At 58.2% G+C, this 16,747-nt stretch carries 7 protein-coding genes; 4 read left to right on the forward strand and 3 right to left on the reverse strand.

The genetic code is table 11. The features are described from left to right. The gene (locus HNR46_RS10635; protein WP_184018589.1) at nt 1–3,363 is read right to left on the reverse strand and encodes an autotransporter-associated beta strand repeat-containing protein; all 3,363 of its coding nucleotides are present in this window, start codon (nt 3,361–3,363) and stop codon (nt 1–3) included. Between the two features lie 588 nt (nt 3,364–3,951). Here HNR46_RS10635 and HNR46_RS10640 point away from each other — a divergent pair. The 4 genes from HNR46_RS10640 to HNR46_RS10655 all read left to right on the forward strand — a co-directional run bounded on the left by HNR46_RS10640 (nt 3,952) and on the right by HNR46_RS10655 (nt 15,530). Beyond that, nucleotides 3,952–12,519: a Tle-like phospholipase domain-containing protein gene (locus tag HNR46_RS10640; protein ID WP_184018591.1), complete on the forward strand. Its 8,568-nt coding sequence runs from the start codon at nt 3,952–3,954 to the stop codon at nt 12,517–12,519. Nucleotides 12,520–12,524: 5 nt separating this feature from the next. Continuing rightward, nucleotides 12,525–13,319: an ankyrin repeat domain-containing protein gene (locus HNR46_RS10645; RefSeq protein ID WP_184018593.1), complete on the forward strand. Its 795-nt coding sequence runs from the start codon at nt 12,525–12,527 to the stop codon at nt 13,317–13,319. Between the two features lie 445 nt (nt 13,320–13,764). Continuing rightward, nucleotides 13,765–15,135 carry a hypothetical protein gene (locus tag HNR46_RS10650; protein WP_184018595.1) on the forward strand — a complete coding sequence of 457 codons (1,371 nt, stop codon included), beginning with the start codon at nt 13,765–13,767 and terminating at the stop codon, nt 15,133–15,135. Further along, nucleotides 15,132–15,530, forward strand: a complete 399-nt coding sequence (locus HNR46_RS10655) for a hypothetical protein (RefSeq protein ID WP_184018597.1) — start codon at nt 15,132–15,134, stop codon at nt 15,528–15,530. Before HNR46_RS10650 ends, HNR46_RS10655 begins: the two co-directional genes overlap by 4 nt. Before the next feature lie 271 nt (nt 15,531–15,801). On the opposite strand, the gene HNR46_RS10660 is transcribed toward HNR46_RS10655, so the two are convergent. Next, nucleotides 15,802–16,086: a hypothetical protein gene (locus HNR46_RS10660; protein WP_184018599.1), complete on the reverse strand. Its 285-nt coding sequence runs from the start codon at nt 16,084–16,086 to the stop codon at nt 15,802–15,804. A gap of 368 nt (nt 16,087–16,454) precedes the next feature. Beyond that, entirely contained in the window at nt 16,455–16,712 is a 258-nt protein-coding gene (locus HNR46_RS10665; RefSeq protein WP_184018601.1) for a hypothetical protein, read from the reverse strand. Between the last annotated feature and the right edge of the window lie 35 nt (nt 16,713–16,747).

Consider the following 16,747-nt stretch of genomic DNA (forward strand, 5'->3'; position numbering starts at 1 on the left):
TCATTCTTCGACGATCCGCAGGCGCATGAAGCCGTGCTGAGCGGAGGGGATGGGAATTTCGTAATACCAGGTGCGAGTCTCGAAATCGCCATCGTCCACCGGGTCGCCCACTGGATGAACGCGTGCCGCTGACTCAGGAGTTCCAAGAGTTTCGAGCTCCCCACTGCCCTCCGGAATGACGACGAACCCCGGGTGTTCCTTGCGCATGCGGGCAGTGAGGGTGAGGTAGGGCTCCCCTCCTTCCAAGGCTAGGGAATCGGCCGATTGGAGCGAGGCCCAGAGGGCGGGCTCAAGGGTATTGGCTTGGAGCGGCGAGGTGCCAAACAGCCATTCGATCACATTGGCGAGATGGTCGCCATCGGGATCGGCCTCTGCCCCGGAACTCCCCCCGGGGAAATCGAATTCAGCAGCCCAAGCGGCATAACCTGTGGGTGCCTCGATGACCTGGAGAATCCCTTCAGAAAGGCGGGACGTGTCCCAAGCCAGATCCGCCGGAAGAGAAGGCAGCTCCACGCTGTCAAAATTCAGTATGCTCGATGGTGCTTCCACCAGAGGGTAGAGGTCTCCCGCAGCGGGGCTCTCCGCGGAGGCATCCCATGCGACTTCCAATTTTCCTGAAGCTTGGAGCGAGCCGCCGACGACCAATCGGTCGTGTTGGTTCGGGCTCCCGAGGTCGAGCTGCAAAGTGGCTCCGAGCGGTAGATCCATGGAGCCCTGCACAGTGAGGGTAGAGGCGACGACCGGAGCGACCGCGGCCAGGGGGTTGGCGAGCACCACACCGGAGGCGAACGAGAGATCATCGATTTGCCCAAGGACATTGACTCGCTCGTGAGCACCGAAGGTCACGAGCGATTGACTTCCAACGGTGGCTCCGGTGTGTCGGCCGAAGGCGAAGGTGGATGAGGCGAGAGTGCCATCAGCTGTGCCCAAAGAGGTGGCGATTTGGTAAGTCTTGGAGCTGTTGTCCACGATCACCCAGACGTTGAGCCATTGATTGGCGGCGAGGCTTGTGGCGGCGACATCGCCTGAACCTTCGCTGTATCCGCGCAGCTGACCGTTGGCGATGGAGAGAGTGATGGCATACTCGTTCCATGGATCGGCGATGTCGTTGCCAGGTGCGCTGGTGGTCGATGCGGGTTGTTCGGTGAGTCCGAAGATGAAGTCAGTGGTGGACGGGTTCGCGCTTTTGACCCGGAAGAAGTAGGTACCGGTTTTCCCATCCGCGAGACTGAAGTCGCGAGAGTGGGCGTTCTTCAGGTCGCTGACGGCCCCCCGCCATCCATTGGCCGCGTTGGTGCCTTGGACGGCAAGGGAGAGGTTGCCGGATTCGCTGACGATATCGGCGTTGGCGGTTCCATTGAAGACGCCGGTCCACACATCGCCCGTTGAGTTCGGCACCGCCCCAATGTCGCCAGTGGGGTAGCTGTTGAAATCATCGATGGTTTCGAAGGCGGGTGCGAATCCGATCGCTCCCACTCGAATGGTGGAACCAGGCGAGGCTTGGAGAGATCCCTGCACAGTTCCTCCTCCCGCGAGGGTGGTTCCCGTGGCGAGCTGAGTCGCGCCACTTCCGGTTTGGCCCTCAACCACGAGCGTGCCTTCGTCGACTGTGGTCGTTCCCGTGAATTGGCAATCTCCCGCGAGGGTCCAGCGGCCGCTTCCGGATTTGAGGAGATTCACGGTGGTGGCACTGCCATTTTCGAGGCCTCCTCCCATGAGTCCATCCCCGCTGCCTTGAAGAATCAAATGGCGAGTCCCAGTGGCGGTGAAAGTGACGGCTGGATCTCCGTGCATGCGGAGTTCACCAGCGGTGGATTCCAGACGGAATTCGGAGCCTCCGAACTGGCCGGTCAAAGTCCCCGAGAGGGTGTTGGTGCCACTTTGATTTCGAATGCCAACAGAAGGGTTAGAAGTTGGGCGGCCTCCAAGGATAAGAGGGTTGGGAAGCAGGCAGTCATTTTCGAGCTCCAGGCGGGCAGTGGTGTTGTTGCCCACGGGACCGATGACGACCTGGCCATATCCTAAGGAGTGATCACCACGAGCACGGGCCACAGCATTTCCCGCCGTTCCGGAATCAAGAGTGGTCGTGCCGCTAAAGGTGTTGGCTCCTTCAAAGATGACCAGGCCGGTGCTGTCGTCGACGGCGTTGTTGAGGCTGCTGCCGTTGATCGTGATTCCATTTCCTCCGAGAGCCTGACCGGCAATCACGAGCGGCTGGGTGGAGGCATTGAAGAGGGTAAGATCTCCGGACCATTCGAGCACTCCATCCACCTGATGGGATTGGGTGGTGGTGGCGGCAACCGTGATGGCGGGCTGAATGGCTCCACCGTCCCCGAATCCCAAAATCAAGCGATCATTGGGCCAGCCGAAACGATATCGCGTGGTGCCATCGAGTTGAATCACGCTCAGCGAGCGGCTCCCGCTCCAATCGATTCGGTGCTCTGCGGCTCCGGGAACCGTGCCAAATGATGATGTCACCCCGCCCAAGTTGGGAATTCCTTGGGTCCAGTTGGCGGCGCTGTCCCACAATTGATAGCTGTCCGTGCCGGTAGCGGCCCAGTTGCTGGTCTTTGAATTGGCTGCCTGCCACACGCGGACCCAGTCCACTCGGGTCTGATCGGAGAAACCTAAAGGCCATTCGGTGGTGCTAGGGGTTCCCGGCCATCCGCCGACCGCGTAGTCGAGGATCAGGTACATCGACACCATTTCGGCGACGTCCGCAGCACTGTTGAACGAGCTGACGGCCTGACCGTCGAAGTAGAATGTAACCGAGCTGTCTTCCACCCAGTGGGCACCGAAATGGTGCCAGGCACCCCCAAGATCCCCCGCAGAGGATGGATTGACCTTTCCGGCTCCAGCTGCAGCGGACCCGCTACTATTGGTGTAGTGAAATGCCGTATGGTATTCGTCCTGTGCATATCCGCTGCCGGCAGCCGTATCGATCGGATACTCCATGATGTCCATTTCCGGCGGCCACCCGTCATACAGACCCCAGAATGCAGGCCAGGAACCGGGTGTGTCGGGGAGCCAGATGCGTGCCTCGAGATAGCCGCCATTGAAGTTCTTGAGCCCATAGGTGGAGACGGATCCCGACGAAAACTGAGCGGTGCCGCTGGTGCTGGTCCGGGTGGCATCAAGGATCAGTTGTCCATCGACCATACGAACTTTCTCGGCTGCGGCCGATGAAAGGCTATTGGGCATGGTCCAGCCGGGAGAGGCGACATTCCACTTGGTAGCATCGACCGATTTTCCTGAAAAGTCATCGCCCCATGCATACTGCCAATTGCCCGACGGAAGCTGAGCTGAGGCTGCGAGCGTGAGGCTGAACCCGACTCTCACACCTACTGCGAGGCGAGGCTTCAAGAAGATTGAGGAAACGTTTCCTCTGGAAGGCGAAGAGAATGGGTTGGGAGAGGAAGGCATATGGGTTTTCTGAGATGTGCGGGGTGGAAGCCCGCGCTCGTAAGGCGCCAGCGATCCGTCAAGAGAATGGGTTCCCCTGATTTCCATGGAGGTTCTGGGTTCTCCATGGGGATCATGAAACCTAGCCGCAGGGTTCGAAGATGCGCAACTCCCTATTGGTGGGGGGAATAGAGGGGAGGTTCATCCCATCAAGGGGCGGCTTTTCAGGGTGGGCTCACAGGGTGGGCTTAAGAACCGATGGGGCTCACCTCTCGACTCTCAAGGGGACCAAGGAGTAAAGGGCCTCCAAGGTGAGATGATGACGGGGCAGTCTTCGCAGGTCATTATTTGTGATTTGGTTAGGAAAACTAAGGAGTTCAAAAAAGTGGACGATTGAATTCCCAGGAAAAGAAATGAGATGTCAAAACTACGGAAATCTAATGAAAGAAGAGAAGGTCTTTAAGAAAATTAAAATAAAAACAGGAGTCCTTGAAAAAAAGAAGTTTAGGAATGGGTGGGTGTCCGATTAGGCGTTCGTTTATGGTCAGCGTGTTAAAAATTGCGGGTGCAAGTGTGGCATGGATGGCTTTGCTGGGGACGCAGGTGTTGGCTTATCTGGAGCCGATCGATTTTGAAGAACCCGAGTATCATCTTTTAGAGGTGGTGGATGCTCGGCATCATTTTGAATCCGGCCGGATGACGGGGTGGGATCTGGTTTCTGGAGAGGCTACGGTGGTTCCAGACGGCGTGGGAGGCAGCGGCCAGGCCGTCCAATTGCGGCAGGACGACGGATTTCAAGGAACCCACCTTCGTCGGGTGATCGATTGGAGTGGGGAAGAATCGGTCGCGTTCATCGATTTTAAGATCCGGCCAGTAGCCAACCCAGGGGGGAGCTTGGCCAATTTCCACAGCAATGGCAGTCAGTTGGCATTTCAGGCATCGGATGAGCCAGGGCTGGGTGAGGTGTGGGTGTATCACGGAAATGACGATTCGACCGATGCGGAGGAATGGTGGGTCGCCGGGCCGCGATTTGCCTACGATCCAGAGACACAGGTGGCATTCGAGTATGTGCGGGTGACCTTGCGGCAGGATCTGAACCGGCGGGTGTGGGATCTGTTTATGGATGGAAAGTTGGTGGCAGTGAACTTGGGGTTTGAGGGTCGGGGAGCGATTCTCCAAGCTCTGGACTTTTACGGGAGTGAGAGCGGTGACCTGCTGGTGGACGATGTTTCGGTGGATGGGGAAAACATGCTCTATGCGGACGCAGATCAAGACGGCTTAGCGGATGATTGGGAGGTCGCACATGGCTCGAATCCCTTGGTGTACGATCGGGATGAGCTGCGGCCGGGGGCAGCGAAGTCCTGGCTGGATGAGTATCTGGAGTCGTTGTGGCCTGAGAGTGGGGCGCAGGGTACGACCGTGCGGGGTTGGTTGCGGGCTCCGGCACCGGGAGTCGTCCCTCCCTTGACCATTCTGGGGGGACATCAGCCAGTGGGTGCCTTGAAAGGGGCGCTGACGGTGGCAGGAGATGGCTCGGCAGCTTACTCGATTCCGATTGATGTGCCCAAGGGGACGGCGGGCATGGAGCCGAAGTTGTCCTTGGACTATTCGAGCAATGGAATGAATGGCATGGCGGGGCTGGGGTGGTCGATGACCGGATTCCAGCAGATCACCCGAGGCGCGGCGACGATGGCGAAGGATGGTTTGGTGGATGGCGTGGATTTCGATGAAAATGACCGATTCTTTTTCAATGGGGAGAGGCTGGTGTGTGTCGACGGTGTCTATGGTGCGGCGGGTTCGGAATACCGGACAGAGGTGGATTCCTTTGCGCGGATCGTGGCAATGGGCCAACGGGGGGGAGGGCCAGAGTGGTGGCAGATCCAGACAAAGACGGGATTGGTACTGGAGTTGGGGAAAACTGAGGATGCCCGGGTGGAGGGGGAGAAGGGAGTCTTGTCTTGGTCCGTGAATGATGTTTCGGATACCCTGGGAAATTACTATGCGGTGAGTTATGCGCGGGACGAGTCGGCCGCAGGGGAGGTCATCAACCAGAGGGTGAATCGTGTCGATTTCACCGGACACCGAGGAGTGGCGGGGTCAGGAGACCGGAGTCCCTATGCATCGGTGCGGTTTGAGTTCGAATCGCGCCCGGATGTGCGGACCTTCTATACAGCAGGCATTCGGCAAAGTTTTGATTGCCGGTTGAAGTCCGTGGTCGTGGCGACCGGCGGATTCGAGAATCATCGTTATGATCTGCACTATGAGGCAAGTGAGCAGACGGGACGCTCGCTCCTGGTAGCGGTGGAAAAGGTGGTGGGGGGAATGAGGATACCGGCCACGACGTTTCAGTGGAGGACGGTGGGGCATCAGGATGAGAAATGGCGAGAGGTCTCAAATGGGAGTGTCAGTGAATATGCGAGTGGTTTGGACTCCAGGAAGCAGATGTATGGGTTCCTGGCGGTGGATGATGACGATGCCTCGGAACTGCGATTGTCGGGATGTGCGTGGCGGGCGATTCCATTTGAGTATGCGGTCACCGACGCCACGCGGATCGTGTTGGAATACCGATCGGAAGTTCTTCCGAGCCACGCGATGATCGGTCTCGACGAGAACACAGAGGCTTCGAATCCGACACGATTGAACCGGATTGTGGGTTCCGGGACGGGGCCGAAGCCGGTTCTCCAGTCTCAGGCAGTGTATGGAACCGGAGACGTCGGAAGTTGGAAATCGATCAGCTTTTCACCAGGTGCAACGACGGGGGCCTACACGGCGCACCAGTTGGTGCTGGTGAATGACGACGTGGATTTGAGCGACGGGGCAGGGATGTCGGAGTTCCGAAATATTCGGGTCTTCGAAGCGGGGCATGAGGCCGAAGCTCAGGCGCTGGACTTTAAAGTTGGAATCGAACTCCCGCAGATGATGGGGACGACCGCGGGAGCGGATGTGGGCTTTCTGCAGACCGATCTGGATGCGGACGGGGGCGCGGAATGGATCCACCAATTGTACTACGACGCAGATGGAACGAATCCAGAATATCTACTGAAGAGGCATGGAATGGTGCTCACGGGGGGATCGGACGGGTTTCACTTCCTTCCATCCCCGCCGGAGGAGATTCCGGTGCTGACGGATATCCGCAATGCCTATGATGACTCGACGGCGCTGCGGGCAGGTTGGATGGCGAGGCCGACAGATCTCGATGGGGATGGTCGGGCGGAACTCGCGGTTCCGCTGCACATCACCCGAGCCAATGGAAGGTGGTTCAATGATCATGGATTCGCGAATTGGGACGGAGCCTCCTGGGAGGTGAACCCAAGTTGGCAGCTCCCTTTTCGGTCGGACAACCTGGTGTCGTATGGGCGATTCAAGGACTTCCGTTTCATCGATCTGGATGGGGATGGGTTTGTGGATTTCTCGGCGACAGATACGGACTATGGGAGAATGCTTGAGCCCGCGACTGGCACGGTGATCAAACCCGCGGCTGGCCGGAAATCCGTCGTCTGGCTCAATCGTCATCACCGTGGTGAGGGGTGGGTTCGTGCAGAAGCCTATGATTTGCCCAAGCAAGTCACCGAAAAGCGATCGTCGCCGCGGTTTCTGGATGTGAATGCCGATGGCCTCGTGGATCTTGTGGATGCGGTGTATGGATCGGGGAAGGAGCTTTTCCTGAATACGGGCGAGGGTTGGGAGGAGGTGCTGGCCCGGGATCCGCGCAGAGAATTGTGTTTCCCTTTCAACTACTCGCACTGGGATGAAAGCGATCTGGGCACGCGGATGCTCGACTTGAATGGCGACGGCATGATGGATGTGATCAACGATTGGTCGCACCAAAACTACAATGCTCCGACGAATGTCTATCTGGCCACTGGAGTGGGTTGGGACCATGTTGGATCATCCAAAGACGGACCTTGGGGAATCCCGGGCTCATTCACCTGGACGGACAAATATGAGAAGGACTACGCGTTCGGGCAGTTCTATGATTTGAACGCCGATGGCTTGGCCGATTTGACCTTTCCCGGCTTCTCAAGCAATACCGCCTATTTGAATACCGGAAGTGGGTGGTGGAATGTGAAGAACGAACCCTTCTGGGCCACGGGTCAGAGTGTGGCTGGGCTCGCTTCCAGTGGCTCCACCGTCAATCTGCGTGCGGTCGGTGCTCCCTTGCCGATCTATGCAAGCACGTCGGCGGAATACTACGGGGTTCCTTCGGGGCGATTCATGGAGGTCAATGGCGATGGTATCGTGGATTTCGTGGCTGCGCTCCACACTTCGTCCCCACGAGTGTTCATCAACCTCCGTGGGCCGGAACTGATCGAGGGAGTGACGGATGGCTTCGGCAAACACCTCGGGATCGAATATACACGACTCAATGATCCCACGCCTTTGTATGGCACGAACCGGCCCGGCTACGCTCCTCATGATGCGGCATTCGATGGAGCCTTGCAGGAGGGTCAGATCGCACTGAATGCGGGAGGCTACGTGGTTACGCGCTTGCTGGAGCCCGATGGGCAGGGAGGAATCAAGGGTGCACGGCGGCATTACGGGGATCTTCGTTTTGACCGCATTCATCAGACTTCGCTTGGCTTCGGATGGATCGAGGTTTTCGACGAATATGCCGTGGCGGGGCAGGAGGATCAGCCGGCGTGCCGGGGTTTCACTCGGACTCGATTCCGGCAGGAGTTTCCTTTCGCAGGTAGTCCTGAAACGGTCGAAACCTTTGCAGTGGTTCCCTCTGATTTTGACGAATTCACCGCCTGGGCCTGGCCAAGTCCCTTTGTCGGGGTCTCGTCAGGTGTGAAATTGGTGGGCCGGGAGGTGAATGCCTATGCGGAACGGGTGGGGGGCGCCGCTTCCAACGAAACGGGGCCGGTGGCAATCCGTCGTCCCTTCCAACTCAGCTCGGTCTCCCAGAAGTTCGATATGGATGATGCCGGCACTTTGCTATCTCAGGTCACCACCATCCAGAATTCGGTGGATGCCTACGGCTTTGTGGAGAGCTCGCTTGTCACCTCTTTGGATGGTTCGGCGACAAGCACCCGCAGTGAGTACGAGCATGCCGATACTGGAGGGCAGTGGATTCTCGGGCGTCTAAAAAGCACCACGGTCATCCAATCGAGTGCTTCAGGAACCCGCAGCAAAACCAGCGCTTTCGCCTACAACACGGCAGGTTTGCTAACCTCAGAGGTGGTCGAGCCGGGGCACCCGCTCTCGACCACCACCACCTACACCCACGATCTCTTCGGCAACGTGATCCGGACGACGGTGACGGCCAGTGGCCAGAGTCGATGGAGTGAGGTGGCTTATGATCCCAATGGGCGCTTCGTCATTTCCGAGACCACTCCGCTCGGGACCCTATCCCATCACTACTCGCCGGCTCAGGCACTCCTGTTGGCGACGACGGACATGGATGGGCGGACCACGACTTTCACCTACGATGGATTTGGTACTCAGATCGCAACCCATCATCCCAACGGCACGCGTTCCGCAGAGATTACCCGTTTTGCCACCAATGCGGACCTGCCAGGGGCGATTCGGGAAAAACTCGAAGCCTGCCATATGGATGTCCAATGGGCCCGCATGGCGGAGGAATCGGGCAAACCGCCGGCCATCGTTTGGTTTGATTCTTTAGGTCGCGAAGTTGCCACCCGCGGGACCGTGATGGTGTCCGCGGAACCGCTCGCCTTCGAATTCCGATTCACCTACCGTCTTTTCGACGGCCGTGGTCGCGTGACCGAAGAATCCCAGCCGCTGCGGATCCGACCCGAGGGAGGAGTGGAGCACATCAGTGCCACCCGCTATCTCTATGATTTCCTTGATCGGAGAATCGCAACGCAAGCCCCCGATGGGGCTCGAAGCGGATTGCTCTCAGTGAGTCGCGGCGGCACCGCAAACGATCCGCTGGTGATCATGGTCGCGCGCAACCCCAAAGGGGTGACCTCAACTCGCTGGGAGGACCAGCACGGGAGGCTACGGCAGACCACGGATGCCTCCGGACTGACGACGGAGTTTCTTCACGATGTTGAAAACCGTCTTCTCTCGGTTCGCATCAACGGACAGACGCAGCTTACGAACACCTACGATCAATTTGGAAATAAAACCCAGGTGTCCGATCTCAGTGCTGGTACTCGCCATGGCACCTACAATGGCTTTGGTGAGGTCCTGACCCAAAGAAATCCTCTGGGGCAAACGACGAGCACTGTCTATGATAGCCTTGGACGCATCTCTCGAGTGACTCGCCCCGAAGGAGTCTTCCAGTATTTCTATCGGTCCGTCAGTCCCAACCGTGGCAAGCTCGCCGTCATCACGGGACCTTCCGGCTACTACGAAGCCTTCACATATGGCTCCCAAGATCATGACTACGGGCTTACGACTCGTTCCCGGATTCGACAGAAATCAGGAGAGTCTTTCCGCACTGTCGCTACCTCCTACACCGCACTCGGCCTACCCCACCTCACCACCGATGCGGGAGGTGCTGTGGTCGGTCAGACTTACGACCCGGTCTATGGCTCCTTTCCCCTGCGTAGTGAACTTCTCTACACTCCCTCCACCGGGTCCCAGCGCACTCTCCTTGCTCTCGCTCCCAACGTCCAACTCGATGGAGGGCGCCTCCACACGACTGAGCAGCTGGCCCATGGAGTGATCCGTGAAACTTGGACTCACCCCGACAACGGACACCTCCTTGAAGTTCACACCCACGGTCTCGGTAAAGATCTCCAGCACCACATCTACACCTGGGACATCCACGGCAACCTCACCCAACGCAAAGACCTGCGCGATGGGAAAAGCGAAACCTTTGCTTACGACAATCTCGACCGCCTCACCGCTTCCCATCTCACGACTGGGGGAGCCACCGCCACGCGCACCTATGGGTACGACCCACGTGGCAATCTCACCCGGAAAGGGGACGAGACCCTTGGCAGCAGCGCAACCCCCACTCATTCCTACCAGGCCTACCGGGTCACCACGGCGCACCTCAAAGGCCGAACTCGCAGTCACACCTACGATTCGGCGGGCCGTGTTACTCAGATGACCTACAGCGGCACACTTGAGGGCCAAACCGCCCTTCAGTGGACCTCCTTTGACCAACTCCAGAGCGTTACCAAGACCTCGGCACCCGCCATTCTTACTTTCAGTGCGACCGGCGACCTCGCACCCGCCATTGCCGGCATCGCTCCATGGACGAAGTTCTTTCCTTCGACCACCCGGGCGACGTTTGAGTTTGATGCTTCAGGTCAGCGTACACGCCAGCTCCTCACGCGCACCTTTTCCAGCAATGAAGAGGCCGTCGTCGATACACGCTACCTCGGCAACTATGAGGAGGAAGCATGGAGTACGGATACCCCGGGAGAACCTGGGATGGGAGTTTTCAAAACGCTCCATCGCCACCGATTCGGTTCCGCCTTGCTCACCTATGAGGAGTCGAGTTCATCGATGACCCGACTCGCCGTCGTACTCACCGATCACGTGGGGAGCACCGATACCATCATTCGGGCTGACTGGAATCCCTCAACCCATTCCTGGAAAACCGCCACGACGGAACCGAGCGGCGAGAGGCAATCTTTTGACGCTTGGGGCGAACGCCGGCACGGTGCCACCTGGCAGGATCTCAGAACGACTTGGAATGGCTCCCAAAGCACCAGTGCTGCGGATGTCAATCGGGGTTTCACGGGCCACGAAATGCTCGATGATTTCGGCCTCGTTCATATGAACGGCCGCATCTACGACCCTGAACTAGGCCGCTTCCTCAGCCCCGATCCCTACGTTCAAGTTCCCGAATTCAGCCAGAATTTCAATCGTTACAGCTACGTGCTGAACAATCCGTTGAGTCATACGGACAGCACGGGCCATTTCATCGATCTCATCATTGCGGCTGTGGTCTGGGCCGTGACAGCGATTGCCAACGTTCTCACGGCCTATGGTGCTTTTGTTGCGACCGGTTACTTTACTGGCGGGCTCCTAGGGGCGCTAGGGGCAGCCGTCATCGGCATCGCTGCACCAGGAACTTTCCTCGCCTTTGGCGCATGGATCGGAGGCATGGCGGCTGGAACCGCGTTGGCCATGGGTTTATCGAGCGTGGCCCTGACCGGCTACAGCATTGCGAGCCAGCTTTCCGCGGGGGCTTCAACGAGCGACATCCTTCGAGGGGTTGCTGTCGGGTTCGTGTCGGCGACGCTGACGGCGGGCTGGCTGCATCCTCTGCAAGAAGCGGCCACATCGGCGTCTGGACTTGGAACTCAAACGGCGCTAAAAGCGGCGCACGTGGCGGGACATGGGATCATTGGAGGCCTCAGTCAGGAAGCAATGGGGGGCCGATTTCAAGACGGGGTTCTCGGTGGAGCCGCGGGAGCCGCGTCAAGTTGGGTTCCTGGCATCGCTGATGTGACCGCAGCGGATGGTACGATCGGCTCAGAGATTGGCGTGGTCGGTCGAACGGCCGTCGCAGGTGCCTTGGGAGGAACGGCGTCCGTGGTGGGCGGAGGAAAGTTCGCAAACGGCGCTTACACGGCGGCGTTCCAGCATTTGCTCAGCGAGGGAGGGTCGTTCTCCAGACGAAGCGAAAACTCGTTCGATGCCGAAGCTGCTCGATATTCGGAATCTGCGTATACCACCCGAGATGGAGGGGCTCTCTCGGAGCTCGGGATAGGGTATCAGGATAACGTTGATGGCTTTGGTGCTGCGCTTTATGGCGACGCAAAAGGCGGCTACGTGTTAGCTTTCCGAGGAACCAACTTCTTTTCACTTGGGGACTGGAAGGCGAATGTGCTCCAAGCGTTTGGGTTTAGAACCAGCCAATACGAGCAAGCGGTTTTGCTGGCCGCGGAAGTATACCAGAGGACCGGCGGAAATGTGACGTTCGTAGGTCACTCTTTGGGCGGCGGGCTTGCAAGCGCGGCCGCTGGTGCGACTGGAGGGTGCGCGATCACTTTCAATTCTGCTGGGGTGAGCGGAACTTATCGTGGAAGCCCAGGGTTGATTACAGCGAACTTCATTCGAGGGGATATATTGAGCGTGGGTCAAGATTTCAGTCCGTTGCCGAATGCAGCGGGGTCCCGCGTTCCTTTCTCAGGAACCGGGGGGCCAATAAACAGGCACTTCATCAGGCAGTTCACCCAACGTTAGATCCAATGAAATTTGATTTGCTACTCGTAGCAGTTTGGGCAAGCGCCATTCTGGCGTGTAGCTCGCAGCAATCCGCTTCGATCTCATTGAAGGGCATGAAGGCTGAAAATTATTTCGAGAATCCTGTACAGGTGGAGCTGGCACAAGCGACCGCGAGAAACGACATCCGCGGGATCGACGCTGCGCTAGCGAAGGGGGCTGACGCTAATGGGATTGGTCGGGAAGAGATGACCCCTCTCGCCTGGGCGTTTTCGAAGCAGCAAAAGGAAAGCTTCAAGAGATTGCTTGAAAAGGGAGCTAATCCGAATTTTCAGACGAAGAAAGTCGCATGGAACAATGACGGGCAGTCGGTCATGCAGTTCGCGGCGCTCTCCGAAGACCCGGACTATTTGAGATTGGCCTTGCAACACGGTGGGAATCCGAATGCGCCAGATCTTCTTCCGGGGAAAACGATTATTTTTACAGCCATTCGCAACCGACGCTCTGAGAACGTCGAAATCTTGGCAAAGGGAGGCGCGGACATTGATCGGCAAGATAAGGCCGGGTTCACACCTATCATGGCGGCGAAGAATGACACGCAATACGATATCGTGTTTCTGCTAATGGAATTGGGCGCGGACTTGTCGAAACGGCACCACCTGATGACACCGGATGGTGACAAGAAAAACGCGGGGCAAACGCTCGCTGAGTCCATCCAACAGCTTGGCGATCGATCGATTCGCGTGCTGGGGAAGGAAAAAGAACAAAGGGAATGGTACGACAAGGTCGTTGCCGAATTAAGGCGGCGGGGATTGATGTAGGCGAAGTCCCTCCGGACCCCGCCTCGAAATACTCCGCCCCACGAAGTCAGGCTCCGCACCTCCCAACATGCCGCTGGCGTGCAGTCACGTTGGCAGCTTGTCCTGCGGGGTCTTGGCGAAGGGGTCAGTCCTCGCACTTTAACATGGCGAAGGGGTCAGTCCTCGCACTTTAACATTGCGTTGCGTCTCTCACTCCACACCGCGCCCCCGGCCAACCGCCCCACCACCCGCAGCTGTGCTTCGAGGGGAGGCGCTTCGGGCGACAGTGAGAGCAGGCGGACTCACAGCCTCGCGCCCTTTTGCTGCGGCGTCGATCAGCCGCCCGCCCGTCCGGTGACCCAGGCACTCCACATCGGCTCCCGCTCGGCGAACTCCTCGCTGGTGAGCGGCTCGCCCGGCGGCTTGCCCCAGATGGCGATGTGTTTTGCCGCCCAGCCGGTCGGCTTTGACTCGCCTCGCGGGCCTGGATGCCCTTGCGGCGTCGGTAGGCTTCGCGCTGTTTGCGGCGGGGTTCGGCGAGCGCTTCGTCGGTGAGATCGAGCTTCGGTCGCCCTCCTTTCACGCCGTGGGCGGCTCCCTTGATCCCATGATGGCCTTGGGCACGGGCGGTTTCGGGCGGGATGTTCACGGTGCATGCTGGAACGTCCTTCGGACCCTGCCATATGTTTTATTAAACAAGGAAATGGGGGCGTTAGGGGCAGCCGTCATCGGCATCGCTGCACCAGGAACTTTCCTCGCCTTTGGCGCATGGATCGGAGGCCTGGCGGCTGGAACCGCGTTAGCCATGGGTTTATCGAGCGTGGCCCTGACCGGCTACAGCATTGCGAGCCAGCTTTCCGCGGGGGCTTCAACGAGCGACATCCTTCGAGGGGTTGCTGTCGGGTTCGTGTCGGCGACGCTGACGGCGGGCTGGCTGCATCCTCTGCAAGAAGCGGCCACATCGGCGTCTGGACTTGGAACTCAAACGGCGCTAAAAGCGGCGCACGTGGCGGGACATGGGATCATTGGAGGCCTCAGTCAGGAAGCAATGGGGGGCCGATTTCAAGACGGGGTTCTCGGTGGAGCCGCGGGATCCGCGTCAAGTTGGGTTCCTGGCATCGCTGATGTGACCGCAGCGGATGGGACGATCGGCTCAGAGATTGGCGTGGTCGGTCGAACGGCTGTCGCAGGTGCCTTGGGAGGAACGGCGTCCGTGGTGGGCGGAGGAAAGTTCGCAAACGGAGCCTACACGGCGGCGTTCCAGCACTTGCTCAATGCGGAGGGTGCCGCATTGAAACGAATATTTGATGTGGAGGGTTCTTACGATTCGGCAAAAGCTGAACTCAAAATCCGAGTTTTCCATGACGGGAAATCTAGTGAGTTTTCGATTGTCGCCGACACAGGTGGCGAATATCTTTCGCAATCAGACTTCGAGAAAAATGGCACTGCGGTTCCTCTAGGTGACTACGATCTAGTCCCCGACCCAACCCCAGGACGAAGGGGGCCAGGCGTAGGCACTTGGATTGCTTTGTATGCTAAAGATCAGCAGATCGATGGCTATAAAATGTGGATGGGTTGGGGTAAGGGGCTGAAATACTTAATTTCTCACAATACGATGGCAGGCGGAGCGTTTGGACGTGGCAATTTTAGGCTTCATCTGGGATCCGTATCGCTCGGTTGTGTTACCTGTTACAACGGGTCGAGCGACGGTCGAATCGGAACCTACAATAGAATGGCGGCTGCTGTTTCTTCTTCGTGGCTGGTTTCCGTTCCATATTGGCCTGACCGACCGATGGGCTCACAGGTAAGTGTTTATGGAACTATAAGTGTGAAATGAAGGCTCGAATATTTCTTCTGAGCGTGATCTGTGCGCTGGTGGCGGGAATGTTTTTTCATGATTTCATTCTCGTCGAGGCGGCGGTTGTGAACTCGTCGATTCGAGCTGGATTGTTGAGTGGGGATGAGGAAGGTGAGTTCACAGAAAAATTGATACGAAGGGCGCAATCCTCTTCAGCTGATGTTGGGAGTGCAATTTTGAGTGAGTGTTACATTAGTGCGTCCCATAAAATTGGGGCAAGGCCAGTGGGATTTATGGAGTTCGACCTATCGAAGGATGGATTGAGAACGGCTTTTGCTGGATATTCAAATTATCATCATGCGGATGTAGGATTTGAGGCTGAGAGGGAGAGGGCTATTAAGCTGATGAGAGCACTTTCAAGTAATGAAAATTGAAGGGCGTCTCCCCGGACCCCGGCGATGAAAGATCCGCTCCACGAAGCCAGGCTCCGCGCCGGTAAACATGCCGCTGGAGTGCCGTCACGGGTGCTGCTTGTCCTGCGGGGTCTTGTGACGTGCGCGGGGTAATGCGGAGTGTCTCCGTTGCGCTCGTGCCTCGCTCCACTCGCCGCATCCAGGTTCCTCCCCAAGGGGGACCACTTCAATGTCTCCGTGGAGCCGCTCGATGAGCCGGAGCGATGCCGATCGTGGGGTCGGAATCGGATGATCAGGCCTGTCCGCCGGAATTGAGGAAGTTGGCCAAAGCGATGAAGAACTCTGCTGCCGCTTCGCGCTCGATGGGGTCCGCGTGGGTGGCGAAGGTGGAAGCGATCTCGATCCCGGCTTTCCACGCTTCCAATTCCGAGCAGCAGCGAAGCCTCAGGCGGTCGGCCTCCATGGACGAGGTCGTCTCTGGGGGAAGGTTTTCCAAGATGACCCATGCATCTTCAAAGAGGCCCTCGGTCACGCAACGTTCGGCATCACAAAGCACGGCGGGGTCTAACGCCGCCATGGTGAGGGCGCAAAAAAGCGTTCTCCGCCTTTTTTCGGAGGAGGGGTTGGCGCCGAGGGAGGGTGCGGGGGAAAGGATGGGTGACATGAGGGTGGTGGAGCGGGGATGTCGCATTCGTCCATCTCCGCAAAGTGGAACTAGGAGGTGAAATATGGAACTTTCAGATGCTGAATCAGATGCAGGCACGCTTTGAGGGTGCCGTGGGGGCCAGAGGGTGGGTTCTGCGTTCAGCAGGTATCGGCGCAGCAGATTCCAGACCGGAAGGAGTCGGCGGGTGAATCACGCGGAGAAACTCGACGATCAAGAAGGGATACTTAAGAAGATACACGAGGTCTCTTCGGGCGCTTGGAGGGCGGATGAGGAGGGGCCTAGGGATCGCCGGATGGGGGCTCCGATTCCGAGTGAGGCCGCGGGGGGGTGATCCATGCGATGAGGTTGGATGCCGTCCACGACACGATAGCGGCGAGGAGAAAGGCTGCGAGAACCAGAGCCGGGCGATTGGGGAACTGATGCCGGAAAGCGGCAAAAACGATGAAGGCAATGGTGGCAGCGGCGGCGATCACGAAGGCAATCGCACAGGCGTCGAAGAATTGAATCCAACGTTGAGTGGTCCTTACCTTCTTCATGATCCCGAGGTGGAGTGCGACCTCGGGGGGGAAAG

Source organism: Haloferula luteola, from assembly GCF_014201715.1.
Taxonomy (GTDB): domain Bacteria; phylum Verrucomicrobiota; class Verrucomicrobiia; order Verrucomicrobiales; family Akkermansiaceae; genus Haloferula; species Haloferula luteola.

What these genes read in the sequence shown, in the direction of transcription:
- HNR46_RS10660 (WP_184018599.1), bottom strand. Translation starts at nt 16,086, where the DNA reads ATGGCGGCGTTAGACCCCGCCGTGCTTTGTGATGCCGAACGTTGCGTG.
- HNR46_RS10645 (WP_184018593.1), top strand. Translation starts at nt 12,525, where the DNA reads ATGAAATTTGATTTGCTACTCGTAGCAGTTTGGGCAAGCGCCATTCTG.
- HNR46_RS10655 (WP_184018597.1), top strand. Translation starts at nt 15,132, where the DNA reads ATGAAGGCTCGAATATTTCTTCTGAGCGTGATCTGTGCGCTGGTGGCG.
- HNR46_RS10665 (WP_184018601.1), bottom strand. Translation starts at nt 16,712, where the DNA reads ATGAAGAAGGTAAGGACCACTCAACGTTGGATTCAATTCTTCGACGCC.